The organism is Streptomyces sp. NPDC037054 (assembly GCF_055606745.1).
Window position 1 is genome coordinate 388274 of the sequence record NZ_JBVJSJ010000002.1, and the last position, 20183, is coordinate 408456.

A 20183-nucleotide genomic window follows, 5' to 3' on the forward strand; every position below is an offset into this window, starting at 1 on the left:
GACCGGAATCCGGCGCGGGGTGACCGCAATTCGCACGGCGGGGGAGCATGCTCCCGCGCACGGCTCGTGTGGCTCAGTCCGGGGTGTTCACCATGGATGCCGCCGCGTACGTCAGGTAGCTCCACAGGGTGTGTTCGTGTTCCTCGGAGAGGCCGAGTTCGTCGACCGCGTCGCGCATGTGCTTGAGCCACGCGTCGTGGGCCGCGCGGTCCACGACGAAGGGGGCGTGGCGCATGCGGAGCCGGGGGTGGCCGCGGTTCTCGCTGTACGTCGTGGGGCCGCCCCAGTACTGGATCAGGAACAGCGTGAGCCGCTCCTCGGCCGGGCCCAGGTCCTCTTCCGGGTACATGGGGCGCAGGAGCGGGTCCTCGGCGACCCCCTGGTAGAAACGGTGGACGAGCCGGCGGAAGGTCTCCTCCCCGCCGACCTGCTCGTAGAAGGTCTGCTCCTGAAGCGTGCCGCGCCGAATCTCTTTCACGCCCCCCATGCTCTCAGACAGGGGGACCGAGGACTCAAGACGTAGGACCCCGCGGAAATCGGCCCATCCGGGGCCGCACGGGACGAGGACCTGTTCCGTTTTCTGCGGGGGCTGACCCGCGGCGCCTGCGGGGTGACGGTTACGTCGGCCGCGAGGGGGCCCGGCTCGGCGGTCCGGAGGGGCCGTACGTCCGGCTCCTCGCGAAGTGACCGGCCGCCCCGTGAGGCAGCCGGTCACCTGGTGTCCCGTGGGACGGCGCGTTCAGCCGCGGCGGACCGTGATCGTCGTCCACGCCCCGACGTGCACCCGGTCGCCGTCCTGCAACGGCACCGGCACGAACGGCTGGATCGGCTCGTCCGAGCCGTTGACCGTGGTGCCGTTCGTCGAGTTCTGGTCGACCACGGCCCAGCTGCCGTCCGGCTGCTGCACCAGCACCGCGTGCTGGTGCGAGACGCCCGGGTCCTCCGGCGGCACCGACAGGTCGATGTCGGGGGTCTCGCCGGTGGAGTGGCGGCGGCGGCCGATGGTCACCTGGTTGCCGGTGAGCGTGCGCTGCTGCTCCGGGGAGTACGCGGGCAGGTTCAGTCCCGCGGCCTCGGGGCCGGACCGCTGCATCATCGCCATGAAGTACTCGCGGTCGGGGCCGATGGTCGCCAGCCACGTCGTCGGGCCGGGGCCCTGGTTGTAGCCGCCCTGGCCTCCGGGCGGGGCCTGGGTCGCGCCGGGGGGCGGGTAGCCGTAACAGCCGCCGTTCTGTGGGCCGCCCGGACCACCAGGGCCGCCCGGGCCGTTCGACGGCGGGGGCAGCATCCAGTCGTCCTCGGCACCGCCCGCCGGGCCGCCCGGCTGCTGCCGGTGCGTCTCCTGCGGGAATCCGGGCGGAGCCGGGGGGCCGGACTGCTGGAACGCCTGAGGGCCGCCGCCGGGACCACCGGGACCACCGGGGCCGGCGGGCGGAGTGGGGCCGGGCGGGGGCGGCACGGGGCGCGACGGGTCGCCGAAGGGGGAGGGGGCGCCGGGACCACCGGGTCCACCCGGGCCGCCGCCGAAGCCGCCGGACGGACCGCCGGGTCCACCCGGACCACCGGGACCCTGCTGGCCACCGGGGCCGCCAGGGCCGCCGCCGAAGCCGGACGGGCCACCGAAACCACCGGGGCCGCCGTCAGGGCCGCCGGGACCCTGAGGTCCACCCGGTCCACCGGGTCCACCATGAGGCCCGCTCTGCGGGCCGCCCGGACCACCAGGGCCACCCGGACCCGCAGGCCCACCCGGGCCACCGGGACCGCCGGGGTGCACAGGCCCACCGGGACCGCCGGGACCGAAACCCATCGGGCCACCCGGACCGGAAGGTCCACCGGGTCCACCAGGTCCACCAGGTCCGCCGGGGCCGCCAGGGTGCGGGGGACCGCCAGGTCCGCCGTGTCCACCCGGACCGCCCAGGCCGCCCGGACCACCCTGGCCCCCAGGACCATGCGGGCCGCCGTGCCCGCCGTGCCCGCCAGGTCCCGACGGGTCGCCGAAGGGCGGTGGGCCCGGGGGGATCGGCTCGGCGGGGCGGTTCATCTGCGACGGGCGCGAGCCCTGGTAGTCGAACGAGTCCTGACCGCCGCCGTACGACGGACCGGACGGCGGCTGCTGGAAGCGCACGCCGGGGCCGGGCGGGGGCGGGGCGGCCGGAGTGTACGAGGTCGCCGTGTTGGTGAGGAAGTTCCACCGGCACTCCTCGCAGAACGGCGCGCCACCCTCACGGGGTGTGCGGCACTGCGGGCACAGCTCCGGCTCGTGCCGGCCGGGACCACCCGGACCGCCGGGGCCACCAGGGCCGCCGGAACCCTGCGGGCCCCCAGGGCCACCGTGGCCGCCGGGGCCACCCGGACCACCGGGCGGCGGGAAGCCGTAGCCGCCGCCGGGCGGGGGCGGCGGAGGGGGCGGAGGTACGGCACCGGCCATGCGGTGACCGCAGACCTCGCACCAGTCGTCGGAACCCGACTGGTGTCCGTTCGGGCAGGTCGGCATGTCGGCGCTTCCCCCTCTCCTTTCCGGCCGCGCGGCCGGATTTCTCCAACCCCGGGGGGTCGGGCTCGCTCAGATCACTTCTTCACACGAACGGTCTTCGTCGACCGGGTCTCGAGAGTCATCTCGTCGGCCTCCTCGACCTTCGCCTTCAGTCGCACAGTACCCGTCGCGGCATCGACCACGTCCACCACCTTCGCAAGCAGTTTCGCGGTGTCCGCGTTTCCGGAGGCGCTCGCGAGCTGAACGGCGCGGCCCAGTTTGGCCGTTGCTCCGTCCCTATCGCCCACTTTGCGAAGATCCAGGCCCTGTTGGATGACTTGCGCCAGTTCTGCCTGCCCCGTGTAGTGGGCGACCTGAGGGTTGATCGCCGTGGACGCGACGACGTCGTCCGTCCAGACGGCCCGTACGAGACCCTGCGCGCCGAGGTTCTGGACGGTGCCGTCGGGCTGCGGGGCCACCAGCGAGATGCGGGCCGCGAGCATCTCCTGGCCGAGCTCCGCGGGCGGAACCTCCACGCAGACGTGGTAGTCACGGGACTCGTCGCCCCAGGAACCGGTGGGGTAGTCGCCGGCCCGCGGGCCCGCCTCGGCGCGGCGGTCGGTCAGGTCTTCGAGGGTCGGCGCCGTCTGCTTCACGAACCTCACCGTCGTCCCGACCGGGGTCCACAGCCGCAGCGCGACGTCCGCGACCTCCTTGCCCATCGCCGTCTCCATCAACCGTGTGAAGTCGGCGGCGAGCCCGGCCGGGTCGGCGACGATGTCCGCGCTGCCGAGCAGGGCGGAGGCGATCCCTGTGACTTCTTTCACGTCCCAGTCGGTGCCCACACCGCGCGCGTCACACGTGAACCGTCCGGCGCACGCGTCCAGGGCCGCGCGCAGATCCTTTGCCGACTCGTGTTCGTTGCGGCCGTCGGTGAGCAGGATGCCGTGCCGGATCGCGACGTCCGCCGAGGACAGCAGCCGGTCGGCGAGCCGCAGCCACGTGCCGATCGCCGTGCCGCCGCCCGCGCTGAGCCTGCGCAGCGCCTGCTTGGCCTGCTCGCGGGTCGTGGCACCGGCGACCGCGAGGCCCCCGTCGGCCGGGTAGACCTCCTTGGCGACGTGCGTGCCGCCGATGACGGCGAAGCGCACGCCGTCGCGCAGCGTGTCGATCGCGGCGGCCGTGGCGTCGCGGGCGTTGCGCATCTTGGTCGGCGGGTAGTCCATCGAACCCGAGCAGTCGACCATGAGCACCACGGCCGCGGAGGGGCGCCGGCCGGACGAGTACAGGTGCGGAGCGGTGACCGCGCTGCCGACCGTGCCGCCGCCGGTCGCGGTCACGGTGAGGATCGCGTTGACCTCGCGGCCGCCTTCCGGCAGGTACTCGTTCTGGTGGACGTCCACCGCGAAGTGCGGCACGTTCGACTTCGAGAAATTGGCCATGGCTGTTCCGCTCCCCCTGAGGCGCCCCACCGGGGCGGGGCGCCCGCTGTCCGCGGGACCGGTCCCCTCCGGTCCCTGTGTGGCCTCGTCCCGTGCGGCCTCAGGCCGATCCTGCCCCCTGCTGCTCCGCCGGGAACGGCACGACGGCCACTGTTACGTTGTCGTGGCCCCCGCCGTCCAGGGCGTGACCCACCAGCACCTGGGCGCTGTGCAGCGGTCGGGTCGCGGCGTCGAGGGGGACGACCCGGGCCATGTCCTCGGCGGCCTCCGCGTAGTTCCACAGGCCGTCCGTGCAGACCACCACGACACCCGGCCGGTCCGGCTTGAACGACGCGGTGTGCGGCTCCAGTTCGTACGCGTCGGCGCCGAGCCAGCCCGTGATCGCGTGGGCGCGCTCGTCGGCGTACGCCTCGGCCTCGTTCATCAGGCCGGCCGCGACCATCTGCGCCGCCCACGAGTCGTCCTCGGTGAGGCGGGCGGGGGGCGCGGAGCGGTCCACCGGGACCCAGTAGGCGCGGCTGTCGCCGACCCAGCCGACGACGAGGAGACCGGGCGTCACCACGGCACCGACCAGGGTGCAGGCGGGGGCGTTCTGGTGCGGGCCCTGCTCCAGGGCCGTCGCGGGTTCCGCGGCGAGGGAGTTGACGGCGCGTGAGGCCGCGACGATCGCCTCGTGCATGGCCTGCTGCGGGTGCGTGCCCCGGGGGAGTGCGGCGAGCAGCGCCTCGCCGGCGGCGCGGGACGCGGCGAGCGAGGCGTCGTCGGGGCGGGTCGCCGAGGAGACGCCGTCGCAGACGATCGCCACGGTGGCGGCGGAGCCGTCGGGCAGCGCGGTGCGGGCGACCGCGAACGCGTCCTCGTTGCGGTGGTGGCGCAGGCCCCGGTCGCTCACGGCGGCGACCGTGCCGGCGTCCTGCTCCATGTGGTCGCGCTCGCGGGGCTGGGCGTGCCCGCAGTTCTCGCAGTACCCGTCGCTGTCCACGCGCCCGGCCCGGCAGGCCACGCACACCTTGACGGCGGCCGAGGGCTCGGCCGGGTCCTGGGCGGCGGCCGGCTCGGCGGCGACGCGGGGGTCGGGGGCCTGCAGCGCGTACTCGTCCGGAGCCTGCAGCGCGTACTCGTCCGGAGCCGGGGAGGCGCCGCCGGCGGCATCGGAGCCGCTGTGCCGAGCGCCGTCCCGCCCGACCGCCGAGGACCCGAACTCGCCCTGCCCCGGCGGCCGGTCGAATCGGACGCCTCCGGCGGGCGGGGCGGGCTCGGCGGGCTCGGCGGTTCCCGCCGCCTCGGCGGCCGACGCGGAAGCCACCGGAGGCGGCGCGACCGGAGACGCGGCCGGAGGCACGGCAGGCGGCACGACCGGCGGTACGACCGGCGGCGCGGTGGCCGCCGGGGAGGCCAGGGGCGGCGGGGGCCCAGGGGGCGGCGGAGGCGAGCCGGGCACCCGGGCGGCGCCCCGCGCGGCGTCCGGCACCACGGGCGTCCCGGGCGCAACCGGCGGGGCCGGCGGGGCCGGCGGCACGGTCGTGCCTGTCGGCGGGGCCGCCTGCGCCGCACCCCCGTGCGGAGTCCCCGCAGGCGTGGCGGGCGGCGTCGTCGGAGGTGTCACCGGCGGTGCCTCCCCCGCGCCGGCCGGAGGCGTCGCCGTGCCGTTCGAAGTAACCGTCGGATGGTCGTCCGGCCGTGTCGGTACGGCGGACAGGTCGTATCCGCACGCACCGCAGAAACGGTCACCCGACTCGAGCGGTTCCTCGCAGCTCGGGCAGGCGGACAACTGGGGCATCTGCGACATCAATTACACCCACGTCCGGGGGCGGTAACGGTTGGCTCGTTCCACCAGGTCGATCCTCTCCTCGCCGCCGTGCGCGAGCCGTGCCAGCATGCGGTACGAACGCTCCAGGCCGAAGCGCAGGCCCCGCTCGTCCAGCTCGCTGCCGAGCAGCACCCGCCGGGCGGCCGGGGCGGAACCCTGGCCACCGGAGAGTACCCAGTCCAGGGCGCAGCCGAGGACTTCCACCGACAACTGCTCGCGCCGCGCCGGGTCGAGCCCGTACGCGTCCAGCGCCTCGACCTGCCCGGCGGCGGCCGACAGGTCGTCAAGGAACGGTACGTCACCGGCCGCGGCCGTCCGCTGCCGCAGCCGCGCCCGTACGGCCGCCACGCGGGCCGCCGTGTAGTGGATGGACGACTCCGGCACCGACTCCAGCGTCCGTACGGCAGCCCGCCGGTCCCCGGCCGCGAGCTGCACGCGCGCGAGGCCGAACGCGGCGCTCACATGGCTCGGGTCGGTCGCCCACACCAGGCCGTAGTACTCGGCGGCGTTGTCCAACTGCCCCAGTACCTCGGCGCACAGGCCGAGGGCCAGCTTCGGCGCGGGCTCGCCCGGAAAGGCGTCGTACACCGCGTCGAAGGCGAGCGCCGCGCCCTCGTGGTCGCCGGTGACCAGCGAGGCCACGCCCCGGTACCAGATCACCCGCCAGTCGTCGGGCCGTTCCTCCTCCACGTGCCGCAGGGCCTCCAGCGCGGTGGAGGATTCGCCGTTCTCCAGCCAGGCGCGGATCTGCCGCAGCCGGGTCTCGACGGACGGCGACGGCGCCGCCGCCAGCGCGGCGAGCAGCTCGCCCGGCGCTGACGTCATCAGGCCCGCCAGGAAACCCGCGTCGGGGTCGGCCGGGTCCACCCGCGGCACCGGCAGCGCGAGCCCCGCGGCGGGCGTGGCGACCGGCTTGACGAGGCCACCCCCACCCGCGGGCGCACCGGCCACGAGCGCTACGTGCGCGGACCCCGGGGAACCGCCCCGGCCGCCGGGTCTGCCCCGGCCGCCCGTCGACCGCGCGCCCAGCCGGGACACCTCGCCGTCCAGCCTCGGGAACAACTCGCTGTCGGTCACCCTCAGTTCGGGTCCGAACAGCGTCGACAGCGCGGGCCGGGCACGCCCCGTCTGGAGGGACACGACCTCCCGCAGCACGCCCGTCAGCTGCTCGGCCATCTCCTGCGCGGAGGCGAACCGGCGTGCCGGATCGGGGTCCGTGGACCGCACCAGCAGCCGGTAGAAGGACTCGTACCGCCGGAACACCTCGATGTGGTCCGGGTCGGGCAGCGAGTCGACGAAGACGTTCGTGTAGCCCTGGAAGTCGAAGGTGAGGACGGCGAGCGTGCGGCCCACCGTGTACAGGTCGGACGCCACCGACGGGCCGACCTCCGCGACCTCCGGCGCCTGGTAGCCGACCGTGCCGTAGATGGCCGACTCGTCGTCGTCCATCCTGCGCACCGCGCCCATGTCGATCAGCTTCAGCTGGTCCTCGGTCTGGATCGCGTTGTCGACCTTGAAGTCGCAGTACAGCAGGTTGCGGCTGTGCAGATGACCGAGCGCCTCCAGCGCCTCGATGCCGTACGCGCAGGCCTGCTCCACGGGCAGCGGGTCCCGCCGGCCCTGGGGGGTGCGGCGGGCGTTGGCTATCTCCTTCAGCGACTTGCCGCCGACGTACTCCATGACGATGTAGCCGTCGAGGGAGCCGGTGCGCTGGTCGAGGTGCTCCACGAAGTTGTAGATCCGCACGATGTTGGCGTGCTCGATCTCCGCGAGGAACCGCCGCTCGGAGATCGCCGCCGCCATCGCGTCCTGGTCGCCGGTGTCCAGCAGGCCCTTGAGGACCACCCACCGGTCGGAGACCGCACGGTCCACGGCGAGGTAGATCCAGCCGAGCCCGCCGTGCGCGAGGCAGCCCACCACCTCGTACTGCCCGTGCACCACGTCGCCCGCCCGCAGCTTCGGCACGAACGAGTACGGGTGGCCGCACTTGGTGCAGAAGCCCTCCGTGCGCCCCGGCCGGTCGCCGCGCGCCCGCCCCACCGGCGCCCCGCAGTCCGAACGCGAGCAGAACCGCTTGCGCTCGGGCACCTCGGGGTTGTCCAGCACCATCGCGCGCGGGTCGGGCCGGGGGATCGGCGGCACCTGCACCAGCCCCGCGCCGAGCCGCCCCCGCGAGGACGAACCGGCCGCCGAACCGGAGCTGCGCACCGTCACCGAACGGCTCGTGGACCGCCCCGACACCGAACGCGACAGCCGTCCCGACACCGAACGCCGCGACCTCGACGACTGCGACGACGTACGGGAACCGCGGCTGCCCGCGCGCGAACCGGCGCTGCCCGCCGAGCCCTTGGAGCCCTTGGAACTCTTCGAGCCGCGGCCGCCGACCGTGATGCCGGTCGGCGCCGAGCCCACCATGCCGGTCGCGGAGACCACCGGCGCGAGACCGCACATGTCGCAGTACAGCTCTCCGCCGCCCACGTCCTCGTACGCGCCCTCGCAGCCGGGCCGCTGACAGCTCCGCCCCGCGGCACCGCCCGCCCGGTTGCCCGCCCCGCTCGTCGCGCCGCTCATCGCGCCGCCTCCCCGTCGTCGCTCACGCGCCCGGACCCCCGCGGTCCTCGGGCCCGCCTTGGCCGGGCACCCGTGCGCCGCCGCCCAGCAGATCGGCCGCCGCGTGCTGGTAGCGCAGCACGGCCTGCTCGGCGACCCGCAGGTCGCAGGGCGCGCTCCACAGCATGCGGCGCGCCTTCTCGTACTTCTCGACCAGCTCCGGATCCTCCGCCAGGCCGTGCCTGGCGACCTTCGCCTTGTACGCGTCGAGCCGGCCGCGCAGCTCGGCGCGGACCGCCAGGGGAGCCGTGACCGCCGTCAACGACTCGCGGGCGCGCAGCAGTTCGTCCTCCGCCTTGCGCTCCAGCGCCTCCAGGAGCGGCGACAGGCGGTGCCATTGCGCGTTCCTGCGGTACTCGGCCGCCGTCGCCAACTGCTCCTGGAGCACCGTCGGCGGGCCGCTCACCACCGGCACCTCCGTCGCGGCGATCTTCGCGAGGACCTCGCCGCGCGCGGTGCGGGCCTCGGCGAGCGTGCGGTCCGCGCGGGACAGCAGGTCGCGCAGCTTCACGATGCGCGCCTCCGCGTCCTTGCGGACCTCCAGCACCGCGTCGATCTCGCGGCGCACGTCCTCCAGGGCGCGCGCCTCACGGTCGTACACCGTCGTGTCCGGCCGGCCGCCGCCCGGCGCCGAACTGCCCTCGGTGGGCTTCCAGAAGGCCAGCGGGTCCGACACCACCTGCTCGCGCAGCCGCGTCAGCGTGCGCGTGATGCGCTCCAGGTCGTCGCCCGCCGGGTGCTCGCCGGGGCGCACGCCGACGGAGTGCGCGAGCTGCCGGGTGCGCTGGAGCTCCGCGGCGAGTAAATCGATGCGGGCGGGCAGCGCCGACCAGACCGCGTCGGCGGCGACGACCATGTCCAGCGAGCTCGCGTACAGCTCGTTCATGCGGTCCACGAGCGTCGTCAGCGAGTACCGCTCGGCGAGCCGGCCCGGAGCGCCGTCCGGCGCGGGCGCGGCTGCCCCCGCGATGGCCGCCGCGCCGCCCGGGAGCGTGACCGACTCGCCGCTCAGCAGCTCGGTCAGCTCCACCAGGTCCTCACGGCTGGACCAGCGGCGGCGCGCGCGGATCTCACGGGCAGTGCGCAACGCGCCCGCGTACGCGTCGAAGTACGCCCACAGCAGCGTGATCGCCGCCTCCGTGGCCGCCCACCGTTCCTTGGTGACGCCCGTGAGGGCGGCCCCTTCGAGGAGTCTGCGGCCCGCGTGGTCCTGGAGGGCGAGCAGCGAGGTCTCGATCGCCTCGTGCTCCGCGCCGAGCCGCGCCAGCGCACGGTCCACCTCGTCCCGGTCCATTACCGGCCCGGTGGGTCCCGTGACGCCCATCGATCACCTCTCGCTGCTGTCGTCGACTGGTGGTTGGTCCTCTGTCCCGCGTGCCTGTCCCGCGGCGTGCCGTCAGCTCGAACGCCGGTACTCCGGGGCCGGCGGTTCCGACTTCGCCGAGTCCTCTCCCAGTGTCGCCGACAGCCACCTGTCGTAGGACGCCTGCCATCCGTTCGAGCTGTCCTTGCGGTAGTCCACGAGTACGCGGTTGACGCGGCGGACCAGATCGTCGGCGTCCTCGCGCATCGCGACGCCGTAGTACTCGGTCGTGAACGCCTCGCCCTTCAGCTGCACCGTCGGGTCCTGCGCCGCCTGGCTCGCCGCGAGCGCGCCGTCGGTCACCACCGCGTCCGCCTCGCCGAGTTGGAGCCGCACCAGGCAGTCCAGCTGGTTGGGGACGGTCGCCGAGATGTCCGCCGAGATCGGCAGTTCGCCCGACTCGCGGGCCTCCTCCAGCGTCGAGTACGCGGTGGAGCCCGCCGCCGTGCAGATCCGCTGGTCCGCGAGCGAGCCGTCGAAGCCCGTGATCGGCGACGACTTGGGCGCCAGGACCTGCTGGCCGGTCTTGAAGTACGGCGCGGAGAACGCGACGTCCCGGATGCGCGCGCAGTTGATCGTCATGGTCCGCACGACCATGTCGACGCGGCCGTCCTGGATCGCCGGTATGCGCTGGTCGGTGGGTATCGCCTTGAACTGCACGGCGTCCGCGTCGCCGAGGATGTCCTCGGCGATGCGGTGCACCAGGTCGATGTCGAAGCCCTCCAGGTCGCCGGACGCGCCGCGGTTGGGGTTGCGGTAGCCCCAGCGGTAGCTGTTCTGGTCGACGCCGACGACCAGCTTGCGCTTCTCGCCCTCCCGGCCCTTGATCGCCTCGATCGTCGGGCCGTCGGCGCCCGACGGGGACAGCGTCTGCTTCTCCGGGTCCGCGCAGTCGTCCTCCGCCCGGACCTGGCTGCCGTGGGCCACGGCCGAGCCGCCGGTGTCCGTCCCGCCGCCCGCGCCGGCCCGCTCCACGTGCGGCAGCAGCAGCGCGAAGACCACCGTCAGGGCGCAGACGACCGCCATCGCACCCACACCGCCCCAGCCCCTGAGGCCGGCCCGCAGACGTCGCGCACCCATCGTCACGCCCCCTTTCACCGGTACTCCGACAGCCTGCGGCCGATGCCCAGCACGGCCCCCGCCGCGCCCAGCACGGCGAGCGCGCCCGCGCCCACCGACAGGCCCGTCATCGCGTCCAGGCCGTCACCGGCCGCCGACGCGAACTCCCGCGTCTCGTGCTCCAGCGCGCGGGCCAGGTTGGCGTCCACGCTGTCGAAGCACTCGCCGGTCGCGCCCTTCGCGCCGATCACCTTGTCCAGCGCCGCGTCGTAGTTGCCGTTCTCGTCCTGCTCGCGGGCGGCGGCGTGGCGCTTTCGCCACTCCGCCATGTTGCCCACCGCCGTCGCGACCGGCTGCTCGCCCGGCCGGTCGTCCGCGAGGCGCCGCGCCTGCGCGAGGCCCTTGCCGAGCGCGTCCATCTCCGTCTGGAAGTCGTGGTCGTAGGCGTCGAACGTCTGCGCGCCGACCTTGACCGTCTCCGCGCCGCGCGCCACGAGCGTGAGGTTCTCGTTGCCCCTGGCCTTGAGGGAGGCGATGCGGGCGTCGTGCAGCACGTTCAGCGAGCGGACGCCGTGGTCGTAGGAGTCGTCGAGGGACGACCGGGCGACGGTGTGGCCGACGACCAGCCACAGCAGGACCACCGTCGCGGTGGCCGTCGCCGCGACCAGGCCGTGGTTCAGGACGCGGTTGGTGCGGCGGTAGGTGCGGTGCTGGGCCCAGGCGAGGGCGGCCAGCGCGAGGACGCCGAGGCCGATCGCCGCCCAGGGGTAGGGGGTGGCGTGCGCGTAGTCCGAGCGCAGGCGCTCGTTCTCCTTCGTGTACAGGTCCTCGGCCGCCGGGAGCATCTGCTTCTGCATCTTCTCGTTCGCGTACCGGAGGTAGGCGCCGCCGACCGGGAAGCCCTGGCGGTTGTACGTCCTGGCGCGCTCCACGAGGCCCTTGTACTCGGGCAGGAGGCGGTTGAGGCGGGCGATCGTCCGCGCGGAGAGGGAGCCGGGCTCCGAGTTCGCCGCGGCGTTGACGAGCTTGTCGGCCGCCGTGCGGATGTCCTTCTCGTAGCGGTCGCGGGAGGCCTTGGTCTCCTGGCCGCCGGCGAGGAAGCCGCTGGACGCGGCGGTGTTGGCGTCGGCGAGGGAGCGGTAGATGTCGGCCGCGTCGGAGCTGAGGGGCTGGCTGCGGTGCAGGACGGCGTCGGCGGCGGACGCGCGGTCGTGGGTCTGCCAGGCGGTGACGGCGCCGAACGCGACGACCAGGGCGGCGAGGACGGCGCCGATGATGCGCAGCCGGCCCGGTTCGGTGGTCGCGGCCCTGCGGAGACGGGCGGTGCCCTCGGCGAAGGCGGTGCGGCGGGGGACGGTGGGGGCGGGAGCGGGGGCGGTCGAGTGGGGCCCGGTGGGGGCCGTGCGCTGGGGCGGGAGGGCGGGCGTGCCGGGGGGCGTGGTGCCGGGGGTGCCCCGCCCCGGTGGTGCCGTGCTGTGCGTCGGCGGCTGCGTCACTGCTGACCTCCCCCATGGTCATCCGTCGCGGCAAGTATCGCTGCCGGGACCGGCATCCGCACCGGGCTTCGCCGGATCTTGATCGGATCGCAGCGCGCCCCCCTCATGAATACGTCGGGTGGGGTGGTTCGGTTCCCCTCGCGGGGGTGACTCGTGTCCGGTGCGCGGGGAACCGGCGGGGCGGGTCGCCTACTTCGTCGTGCTCGGCGGGGACAGCGGGGAGGCCGCCACCGACTGCGGCGACGACGTGCTCGCGTAGGCCGACGGTGCCGCCACCCCGGCCGTCGGGTCGGCGGCGGCCGGGGCGTCCTCGGCGGCGGTGGGGCCACCGACGATGCGGATGCCGGCCGCGTCGAACGCCCGCTTGATGCGCCAGCGCAGCTCGCGCTCCACGGTCAGGGCCTTGCCCGGCATGGTCTTCGCGGAGACCCGGACCACCATCGAGTCCAGCAGCACGCTGTCCAGGCCGAGTACCTCGACCGGCCCCCACAGCAGCTCGTTCCAGGGCTCCTCCTTGGCCAGCTTCTCGCCGACCTCGGTGAGCGTGGCCCTCACCTTGTCCAGGTCCTCGTCGGAGCGGACCGTCACGTCGACGCCGGCCGTCGCCCAGCCCTGCGACAGGTTGCCGATCCGCTTGACCTCGCCGTTGCGGACGTACCAGATCTCGCCGTTGTCGCCGCGCAGCTTCGTCACGCGCAGGCCCACCTCGATGACCTCGCCGGAGGCGACGCCCGCGTCGATCGAGTCGCCCACGCCGTACTGGTCCTCCAGGATCATGAAGACGCCGGAGAGGAAGTCCGTGACCAGATTCCGGGCGCCGAAGCCGATCGCCACGCCCGCGACACCCGCCGACGCCAGCAGCGGCGCGAGGTTGATCTGGAACGTGGCCAGCACCATCAGCGCGGCCGTCCCCATGATCACGAAGCTGGCGACCGAGCGCAGGACCGAACCGATGGCCTGCGAGCGCTGCCGGCGCCGCTCGGCGTTCACCAGCAGGCCGCCCAGCGGGGTGCCCTCCAGGCCCTGCCCGGTGCGGTTCATGCGCTCTATCAGCTTGGTGATCGCGCGCCGCACCATGACGCGCAGCACCGCCGCGATCGCCACGATCAGCACCACCCGCAGCCCGATCGCCAGCCAGGTCGACCAGTTCTGCTCGACCCAGCTCGCGGCGTTCGTCGCGCTTTCCTGGGCCTCCCGGAGCGAGGGGACCGCCGGCGTCGAGGTCTCGGACGGGGTCGGCGACGGCGACGGACCGGCGGCGAGCGGGACGGCGGACAAGGACACGACAGGTACCTCCAGGTGCAGCGGACTGCCCCCGGCCCAGGGGTCACGGTGGTCCAGGTCACGGGAAGGTCACCGAGAGGGCAGCTCCACCACACTAACGGGGCATCGTGTGTGGATCGCCGTCACATAGTGGGGACGAACTGTGCTCATTCGCGGGATGAACAGGCGGGATGAAGCGCACGTGATCAGGGGGAGAAATCAGGTGTGGTCGAAAACACTCCCAGCCCGTTACCGGCACATGGTGGCGCTTCCACCAGGCATGAGGGGAGACTGACTACGGATCGTCCCGGCGCGAGCCACGCGCCGCCGGCGTACAAGGAGGCATCCGTGCCGCATGTCCTGGTCCTCAACGCGTCGTACGAGCCGCTCGGCGTCGTACCGCTCCGCCGCGCGCTCGTCCTCGTCCTCGAGAACAAGGCCGTATGCCTTGAGGAGACCGGCGCCTATATGCACAGCGCGACCGTCACAGTCCCCGCACCCAGCGTGGTCCGGCTCAAGCGATTCGTCCGGGTTCCCTACCGGGGGCCCGTTCCTCTGACCCGCCGGGCGCTGTTCGCCCGCGACGGGGGCCGGTGCATGTACTGCGGTGGCGTCGCAACCAGCGTCGACCACGTCATCCCGCGCAGCCGCGGGGGCAAGCACGTCTGGGACAACGTGGTGGCGTCCTGCCGCCGCTGCAACCACGTGAAGGCCGACCGGCACCTCTTCGAGCTGGGCTGGCGGCTGCGCCACAAACCCGCCCCGCCCACCGGACTGGCCTGGCGCATCATCGGCACGGGCCATAGGGACCCGCGCTGGCTGCCGTACCTGCAGCCGTTCGGCGCGGACGACGCCCTGGCCCGGATCGACGGCATCTCCGCCTGACGACGATCCGGGCCTTCGTGTTGCCGAGGCGGCGCGCCCCGGCCCCGGGGACTCCCCGAGGCCCGGAGCCGCGCCGTCAGGTGTAGCGCAGTTCGGCCGGGCGCACCGACCTGCCCAGCAGCGGCAGCGCGGTCGCCGCGGACAGCAGACAGCCGGCGTACACCGCGACCGGCACCAGCAGCGCCGCCCACGGAAGCGACCAGCCGCCGCCGTCGGCGAGCGTCGCGTAGCCGGTGCCGATCGCCATGCCCCCGGTGCCCGCCACCAGCACCGCGGGCGCCAGCGGCAGCGCGGTCTCCAGCAGCAGCGCCCGGCCCAGCACCGCGCGCGGCACCCCGGCCGCGACCTGCGCCGCCAGCCCCCGGCGGCGGGCGGCCAGCGACTCGGCCGTGCCGACGGCCAGCCCGGACAGCGTGATCACGAGGGCGACGCCGATCGCGGCGGCCGTCAGGTCGATGCCGGTGGTGTAGAAGGACAGGTTCTCCGCGAGGCGCTTGCCCGAGTGCAGGGTCTCCAGCAGCACCTGGCGGATGCCCACGAACGCCGTCCCGACGATCGTCACCAGCAGCACCGCCGCATGGGTACGGGCCGCCGCCCAGGGGTTGTCCCGCAGCCGCTCCGCCGCGATCAGGACCGCCGGATCACCGGTCCGCCGGGCCAGCACCCGGCCGGTCAGCCGGGACGTGGCGCCGGTCAGCCACAGCGCCAGGGCCCCCGTCAGGACCACCACCGGGAACAGCATCACGGGCGCCGACCCCGGCCCCGGCCCGCGCGGCCCCCGGTGCGTCACCACGTACGTCACGGCCGCCAGGCCCAGGACCAGCGCCAGCGTGAGCAGGAACAGCCGGCCCGGCGGCCGGTGCGGTGACCGGCGCACCCAGCCCAGCGGCGACGCCACCAGCCGGCGCAGCGCCACGACGCTCACCAGCGCCCCGAGCACCGGCACCGCCACCAGCACCGCCGCGAACCCCGCCCACGCGGTGGCCGGCGCGTCGTCCCACAGGCGCAGCACGAGCACCGAGCAGAACACGGTCGCGAGCGCCGAGCCCGCCAGGCAGGCCAGTCCCGCCTCGGCCGCCGCGATCCGCCGCACCTGCCAGGGCGTGGCCCCCGCGAGCCGCAGCCCCGCCAGCCGGCGGTCCCGGTGGACCGCCCCGATCCGGGCGCACTGGCCGAGGAAGCCGAGCACCGGCACCAGCAGCAGGAGCAGCGCCACGACGATGCCCCGCCGCTCGCCCGGGTTGTTCAGCAGGCCGTCCGCGAAGGGCACCGCGTGGTATCCCCGCAGCGAGCCGACCGCCACCGCCGCCAGCGCGAACCCCGTCGCGAGCAGCGCGCCCACCCCGGTGAGCGTGATGCGCCACCACTCGCGCCGGTCGGAGCCCTGCACGAGCCGCCAGGCCAGCCGCAGGTCCGCCGTCACGGGGTCACCTCCAGCGCCGGTGCGCCCTCGGCGACGACCTTGCCGTCCAGCAGCGACACCTCACGGTCCGCGTACGCCGCCACCTGCGCGTCGTGCGTGATCAGCAGCACCGCGGTGCCCGCCTCCCGGGCCGTGTGGACCAGGGCCGTCATCACCTGCTCGCCGGCCAGCGAGTCCAGCGCGCCCGTCGGCTCGTCCGCGAACACCACCCGCGGGCCGGTGACCAGGGCCCGCGCCATGGCCACCCGCTGCGCCTGGCCGCCGCTCATCCCGCCCGGCCGCAACTCTCCCTGGCCGCGCGCCCCGAACCGCTCCAGCCACTCACCGGCCTGCTGCCGCGCCCGCGTCCGGGACGTGCCGGCCAGCATCAGCGGCAGCGCCACGTTGTCGAGCGCGGTCAGTTCGGGGATGAGCTGCCCGAACTGGAAGACCACCCCGAACTCCGTGCGGCGCAGTTCGCTCAACCGCTTCTCCGGCATGCGGTCGAGGCGCTGCCCGGCGTACGTGACCGAGCCGCCGTCGGGGCGGACGATGCCCGCGAGGCAGTGCAGCAGCGTCGACTTGCCGCTGCCGCTCGCGCCGGTGACGGCGAGGATCTCGCCCGCCCGCAGGTCGGCCGAGGCGCCGCGCAGGGCCGTGGTCCTGCCGTGCGTCTTGACCAGGTCCCGGGCCGCGAGGAGCGGCTCCGGGGCGTGCATGTCGTTCATGCTGCGTCGACCTCCGCGGTCAGGGTGGACAGCCGGGCCGCCGTGGTGTTCATCCAACGGAGGTCGGCGTCGAGGTGATTGAGGGCGTAGTCCGCCGAGAGGACGGTCGCCAGGTCGGCGCCGCCCGCGGTCTTCACCGCCGTGAGTTCCCGCATCCGCGCCATGTGCGCGGCGCGCTGCGCCGCCAGATAGGCGGCCGGGTCGCCGCCGCCGAGGATCGAGACGACGACCTTCGCGAAGATCTCGTTCGTCACGAAGGGAGCGGGCGGCGCGATCTCGGCGGCCCAGCGGGCGAGTTCCCCGGCGCCGTCCGGCGTCGAGCGGTACACGGTGCGTTCCGGGCCGCCGTCCGAGTCGGTGCCGTCGACCTCGGCGAGGCCGTCCCGGACCAGGCGTTGCAGGGTCGTGTAGACCTGCCCGTAGGCCAGCGGGCGGGCCTGCGGGAAGCGTTCGTCGTGCCGTCGCTTCAGGTCGTAGCCATGGCTCGGCCCCGAGGCGAGCAGCCCCAGCAGAATGTGGCGGGTGCTCATGAAGATCAGTATGCACTGAGTACATGTACTGAGTGAATAGCTGGCTGGAGGGATTCCAGAAGGGTTTCCGCGCAGGAGCCGAGGAGTTCCTCAGTCGTCCGCCGACCGCTCCGCCACCGCGTACGCCTCCACCGACCACAGCGAATACCCGTACCGCGTGGCCCGCTTGTCGCCCTGGACGCGTACGTACCGCACGTCCCGCTCGTCCATGCGGAGCGACTCACGGCCGCCCCTGCCGTCCCGTACCGTCGCCGCCGTGCGCCAGCGGCGGCCGTCGGGGGAGACCTGGACGCGGTACGCGGCGGCGTGGGCGTCCTGCCAGTGCAGGGCGACGCGGCCGAGCCGTACCGGGCCGGGCAGTTCCACCTGCCACCAGGCGCCGTCCTCCGCGGGGGACGACCAACGCGTCGCCGGATCACCGTCGTTGGCCGCCGACGCCGGGAAGTCGGGCGTCTCGTCGGCCGACGAGCGCGCCGTGCCGGTGCGCGCCAGGTCCGGGCCGCCGGTGCGCGGGAACGCCCGGACGGTGAGCGTGCGGGTCACGCCGCCGAAGGAGACCCGGACGTCGTACGAGCGGGCCGGCGTCCCCGCCGCCACGCTCACCTCGACCGGCACGTCCACGGTCGTGCCGCGCGGCAGCGTCAGCTCCTCCTTCGGCAGCCGCACCCGTACGCCCTCGGGCGCCTCGGCGGTGAGCCGGCCGCGCACGTCGCCGGGCCGCCGCGACCCGAGCCGCGCCGTCAGCCTCTCCCCGCCGCCGATCTCCACGTCCGCCGACTCCGGCGTCAGGTCCAGAGACGCGTCCGGGGAGTCGCCGAACCACGGCACCACGTGCCGTACGCCGCCGGGCCCCGCGCCGGTGACCCGGACCGCGTCGGCCCGCAGCCGCGCCGCCGCCTCCGTGGCACCCGCCCCGTCCAGCCGGCCCACCCGGCGCCAGCCCTCGCCCGGGACGTGGATCTCGACGTCGCCCTTCGTGCCCGGCTCTGCCAGCACCGTCACCGCCGACAGCGAACGGGCCTGCGGGAAACGGACCGTGTGGGACTCCGCCTCGTCGCCCGCGGTCGTCACCGGCTCGTGGTCGATGCCCGTCCACGTCCGGTACGCCTTCTGCGCCCGGCTCAGGAACGGGTCCAGCACCCCCTTGCCCACCGTCACCCGGGCCGACCCCAGACGCTCACGCTGCTCGCCGAGCCTCCGGTACGCCGTCCAGGCCGCCGCCGCGTCCCCGGCGCGCTGCGCCCGCAGCATGTCCAGCGCCGTCGTACCGGCCTCGCCGTACCGCTCCAACTGCTCGGCCCACGGCGCGACTTCCCGGCCCAGAGCCGTGCCGGACAGGCGCTCCGGCAGGTCCCGCATGACCCCGAACGCCTCCCGCAGGCGGCGCTCCTGAGGTGTGTCCGCGGCGTCCGCCGCCTGCGCGCGCGCCTTCCAGTACGCCTCCATCAGCGGACGCAGATACGCCGACTCGTCCGCGCCCAGCACCGACGACGCGTCGTTCCCGGCCAGCGCCGCCAGTGCCTCCTCGCGCCGGTCGTCGCCCGCCGACAGGTCGTCGATCGACGCCCGCCAGGACTCCTGCGGCCGGTACGCGCGCGGGTTCCAGGCGTAGTCGGCGGCCGTGAACAGCGGGATGCGGGACGCCTCCGGCTGCTCCATCGCGTTGGCCAGCAACGCCGCCGAACCCGTCGCCACGGCGGGCTCACGGCCCTGGTAGGGGCCCAGGAACACCCGGCCCGGCGCGTAGTCGTTCACCGGGTAGTTGTCCATCGTGACCAGCGGATGCCGGCCGAACACCTGCCGCGCCCCGGCCAGTTCGCGCCCCGTGATCGTCCGCGGCACCACGCCCACGCCGGTCCACGCCACCTCGACGCCCGCGGCCAGCTCGCCCGCCAGCGCCTCCCGGTACGGCGTCGCGCCGTCCTCGTAGTACTCCGTCGGCATCAACGACAGGGCCGCCGCGTCCGGATGACGGTCCGCCAGGTGCCGTGCGACCGCGTTCGCGACCCGCGCCTGCGCCCGCGCCGCCGCCCGCGGCCCCGACCCGAACCGCTCGGCGTCCGCCTCGCAGTGCCACTCGCTGTAGCTGACGTCCTGGAACTGCACCTGGAAGGCGCGGAAACCCAGCGCCCACATCGCGTCCAGCTTCCGCGTCAGCGCCCGCACGTCGTCGTCCGACGCGAAACACATCGCCTGCCCCGGCGCCACCGCCCAGCCGAGCGTCACGTGATTGCGGCGGGCCCGCTCCGCCAGCTCCCGGAACTCCGCGCGCCGCTCCGCCGGGTACGGCTCACGCCAGCGCGCCTGCCGGTGCGGGTCGTCGCCGGGGGCGTACAGGTACCGGTTCTGCTTCGTGCGGCCCATGAAGTCGAGCTGCCCCAGGCGCTGCGCGTGCGTCCACGGGGTGCCGTAGAAGCCCTCCGTGATGCCCCGCACGGCCGTGCCCGGCCAGTCGCGCACCTCCACGGCCGCGATCGTGCCGTCCTCGCGCACCAGCTGACGCAGCGTCTGCACCGCGTGGAACAGTCCGTCCGGGCCGGCGCCCGACAGCATGACCCCGCCGCTGCCCACGGTCAGCCGGTACCCGCCCGACGGCAGCTCGTGCCGCGCGTCACCGCGGGGCCTCTCCCGGCCCGCCCGCACCACCAGCGCGCCCGGGGGCAGCGGCTCGCCCGCGGCGACCTCGGTGATCCGGCGCGCCCCCGCCTCCCGCAGCAGCGCCCGCAGCGCCTCCACGGCATACGGGTCCACCGTGCCGTCCGCGACCAGCGCGACCTCTTCGGTGACCGGGACCGGCGCGCCGTTCGTCCGCAGCGACTGGGGGCGCGGCCACACGGAGACCCCGGGCCCGGCCGAGTCCGGCGACGTCGTGGCCGTACCGGGGGCGGGCGGCGCCGCCACGGCGGCGGGAGACGCGCCGAGAGCACCGGCGACGACGGCGAACGCGAGGGCGGCGGCCCTCTTCCTGCGCCCGAACTGCACGGGCCCCCTCCTGGTCGCTGCGGCACTCACGGGGAGCACGACCACCGAGCCCACCATCCGCGCGGCGAGGGTGTCAACGACAGTGGTCGATGTGCGTTGTTTGCCCCGGCCCATGACGTGGGCAAGGCTGAAGAATGTGA

General features: G+C 74.7%; 14 protein-coding genes. 1 reads left to right on the top strand and 13 read right to left on the bottom strand.

Features of this window, described 5'->3' with window-relative positions:
- Positions 1-73: 73 nt before the first annotated feature.
- From ACZ7D7_RS06730 to ACZ7D7_RS06770, 9 genes are all read right to left on the bottom strand, one after another.
- Complete coding sequence (locus ACZ7D7_RS06730; protein WP_470822864.1) at positions 74-487, bottom strand: globin; 414 nt, start codon at positions 485-487, stop codon at positions 74-76.
- A 252-nt stretch (positions 488-739) separates the two neighbouring features.
- Positions 740-2494, bottom strand: coding sequence for an FHA domain-containing protein (locus ACZ7D7_RS06735; protein ID WP_470822865.1), 1755 nt, complete (start codon positions 2492-2494; stop codon positions 740-742).
- Positions 2495-2568: 74 nt separating this feature from the next.
- Complete coding sequence (locus ACZ7D7_RS06740; RefSeq protein WP_470822866.1) at positions 2569-3915, bottom strand: vWA domain-containing protein; 1347 nt, start codon at positions 3913-3915, stop codon at positions 2569-2571.
- Between the two features lie 100 nt (positions 3916-4015).
- On the bottom strand, positions 4016-5704 hold the full coding sequence (locus ACZ7D7_RS06745) for a PP2C family serine/threonine-protein phosphatase (protein WP_470822867.1): 1689 nt from the start codon (positions 5702-5704) through the stop codon (positions 4016-4018).
- A 3-nt stretch (positions 5705-5707) separates the two neighbouring features.
- On the bottom strand, positions 5708-8296 hold the full coding sequence (locus ACZ7D7_RS06750; protein ID WP_470822868.1) for a serine/threonine-protein kinase: 2589 nt from the start codon (positions 8294-8296) through the stop codon (positions 5708-5710).
- Positions 8297-8318: 22 nt separating this feature from the next.
- Entirely contained in the window at positions 8319-9659 is a 1341-nt protein-coding gene (locus ACZ7D7_RS06755) for a coiled-coil domain-containing protein (RefSeq protein WP_470822869.1), read from the bottom strand.
- 72 nt (positions 9660-9731) lie between these two features.
- Positions 9732-10778, bottom strand: a complete 1047-nt coding sequence (locus tag ACZ7D7_RS06760) for a glutamate ABC transporter substrate-binding protein (protein WP_470822870.1) — start codon at positions 10776-10778, stop codon at positions 9732-9734.
- Between the two features lie 14 nt (positions 10779-10792).
- Positions 10793-12253 carry a hypothetical protein gene (locus ACZ7D7_RS06765; protein WP_470822871.1) on the bottom strand — a complete coding sequence of 487 codons (1461 nt, stop codon included), beginning with the start codon at positions 12251-12253 and terminating at the stop codon, positions 10793-10795.
- A gap of 189 nt (positions 12254-12442) precedes the next feature.
- Positions 12443-13537, bottom strand: coding sequence for a mechanosensitive ion channel family protein (locus ACZ7D7_RS06770; protein ID WP_470822872.1), 1095 nt, complete (start codon positions 13535-13537; stop codon positions 12443-12445).
- A 327-nt stretch (positions 13538-13864) separates the two neighbouring features.
- On the opposite strand from ACZ7D7_RS06770, the gene ACZ7D7_RS06775 reads away from it, so the two are divergent.
- On the top strand, positions 13865-14401 hold the full coding sequence (locus ACZ7D7_RS06775; RefSeq protein ID WP_470822873.1) for an HNH endonuclease: 537 nt from the start codon (positions 13865-13867) through the stop codon (positions 14399-14401).
- A 76-nt stretch (positions 14402-14477) separates the two neighbouring features.
- Here ACZ7D7_RS06775 and ACZ7D7_RS06780 read toward each other — a convergent pair whose 3' ends face one another.
- The 4 genes from ACZ7D7_RS06780 to ACZ7D7_RS06795 all read right to left on the bottom strand — a co-directional run bounded on the left by ACZ7D7_RS06780 (position 14478) and on the right by ACZ7D7_RS06795 (position 20043).
- Positions 14478-15824: an FtsX-like permease family protein gene (locus tag ACZ7D7_RS06780; protein WP_470822874.1), complete on the bottom strand. Its 1347-nt coding sequence runs from the start codon at positions 15822-15824 to the stop codon at positions 14478-14480.
- On the bottom strand, positions 15821-16531 hold the full coding sequence (locus ACZ7D7_RS06785) for an ABC transporter ATP-binding protein (protein WP_470822875.1): 711 nt from the start codon (positions 16529-16531) through the stop codon (positions 15821-15823). Before ACZ7D7_RS06785 ends, ACZ7D7_RS06780 begins: the two co-directional genes overlap by 4 nt.
- The gene (locus ACZ7D7_RS06790; RefSeq protein WP_470822876.1) at positions 16528-17061 is read right to left on the bottom strand and encodes a PadR family transcriptional regulator; all 534 of its coding nucleotides are present in this window, start codon (positions 17059-17061) and stop codon (positions 16528-16530) included. The genes ACZ7D7_RS06785 and ACZ7D7_RS06790 overlap by 4 nt, the downstream gene beginning before the upstream one ends.
- A 90-nt stretch (positions 17062-17151) precedes the next feature.
- Positions 17152-20043, bottom strand: coding sequence for a beta-N-acetylglucosaminidase domain-containing protein (locus tag ACZ7D7_RS06795; RefSeq protein ID WP_470822877.1), 2892 nt, complete (start codon positions 20041-20043; stop codon positions 17152-17154).
- Positions 20044-20183: the final 140 nt, after the last annotated feature.

Bases quoted from the DNA above. Each gene is read 5' to 3' on its own strand.
- ACZ7D7_RS06730 (WP_470822864.1), bottom strand. From the start codon at position 487: ATGGGGGGCGTGAAAGAGATTCGGCGCGGCACGCTTCAGGAGCAGACC.
- ACZ7D7_RS06735 (WP_470822865.1), bottom strand. From the start codon at position 2,494: ATGCCGACCTGCCCGAACGGACACCAGTCGGGTTCCGACGACTGGTGC.
- ACZ7D7_RS06740 (WP_470822866.1), bottom strand. From the start codon at position 3,915: ATGGCCAATTTCTCGAAGTCGAACGTGCCGCACTTCGCGGTGGACGTC.
- ACZ7D7_RS06745 (WP_470822867.1), bottom strand. From the start codon at position 5,704: ATGTCGCAGATGCCCCAGTTGTCCGCCTGCCCGAGCTGCGAGGAACCG.
- ACZ7D7_RS06750 (WP_470822868.1), bottom strand. From the start codon at position 8,296: ATGAGCGGCGCGACGAGCGGGGCGGGCAACCGGGCGGGCGGTGCCGCG.
- ACZ7D7_RS06755 (WP_470822869.1), bottom strand. From the start codon at position 9,659: ATGGGCGTCACGGGACCCACCGGGCCGGTAATGGACCGGGACGAGGTG.
- ACZ7D7_RS06760 (WP_470822870.1), bottom strand. From the start codon at position 10,778: ATGGGTGCGCGACGTCTGCGGGCCGGCCTCAGGGGCTGGGGCGGTGTG.
- ACZ7D7_RS06785 (WP_470822875.1), bottom strand. From the start codon at position 16,531: ATGAACGACATGCACGCCCCGGAGCCGCTCCTCGCGGCCCGGGACCTG.
- ACZ7D7_RS06790 (WP_470822876.1), bottom strand. From the start codon at position 17,061: ATGAGCACCCGCCACATTCTGCTGGGGCTGCTCGCCTCGGGGCCGAGC.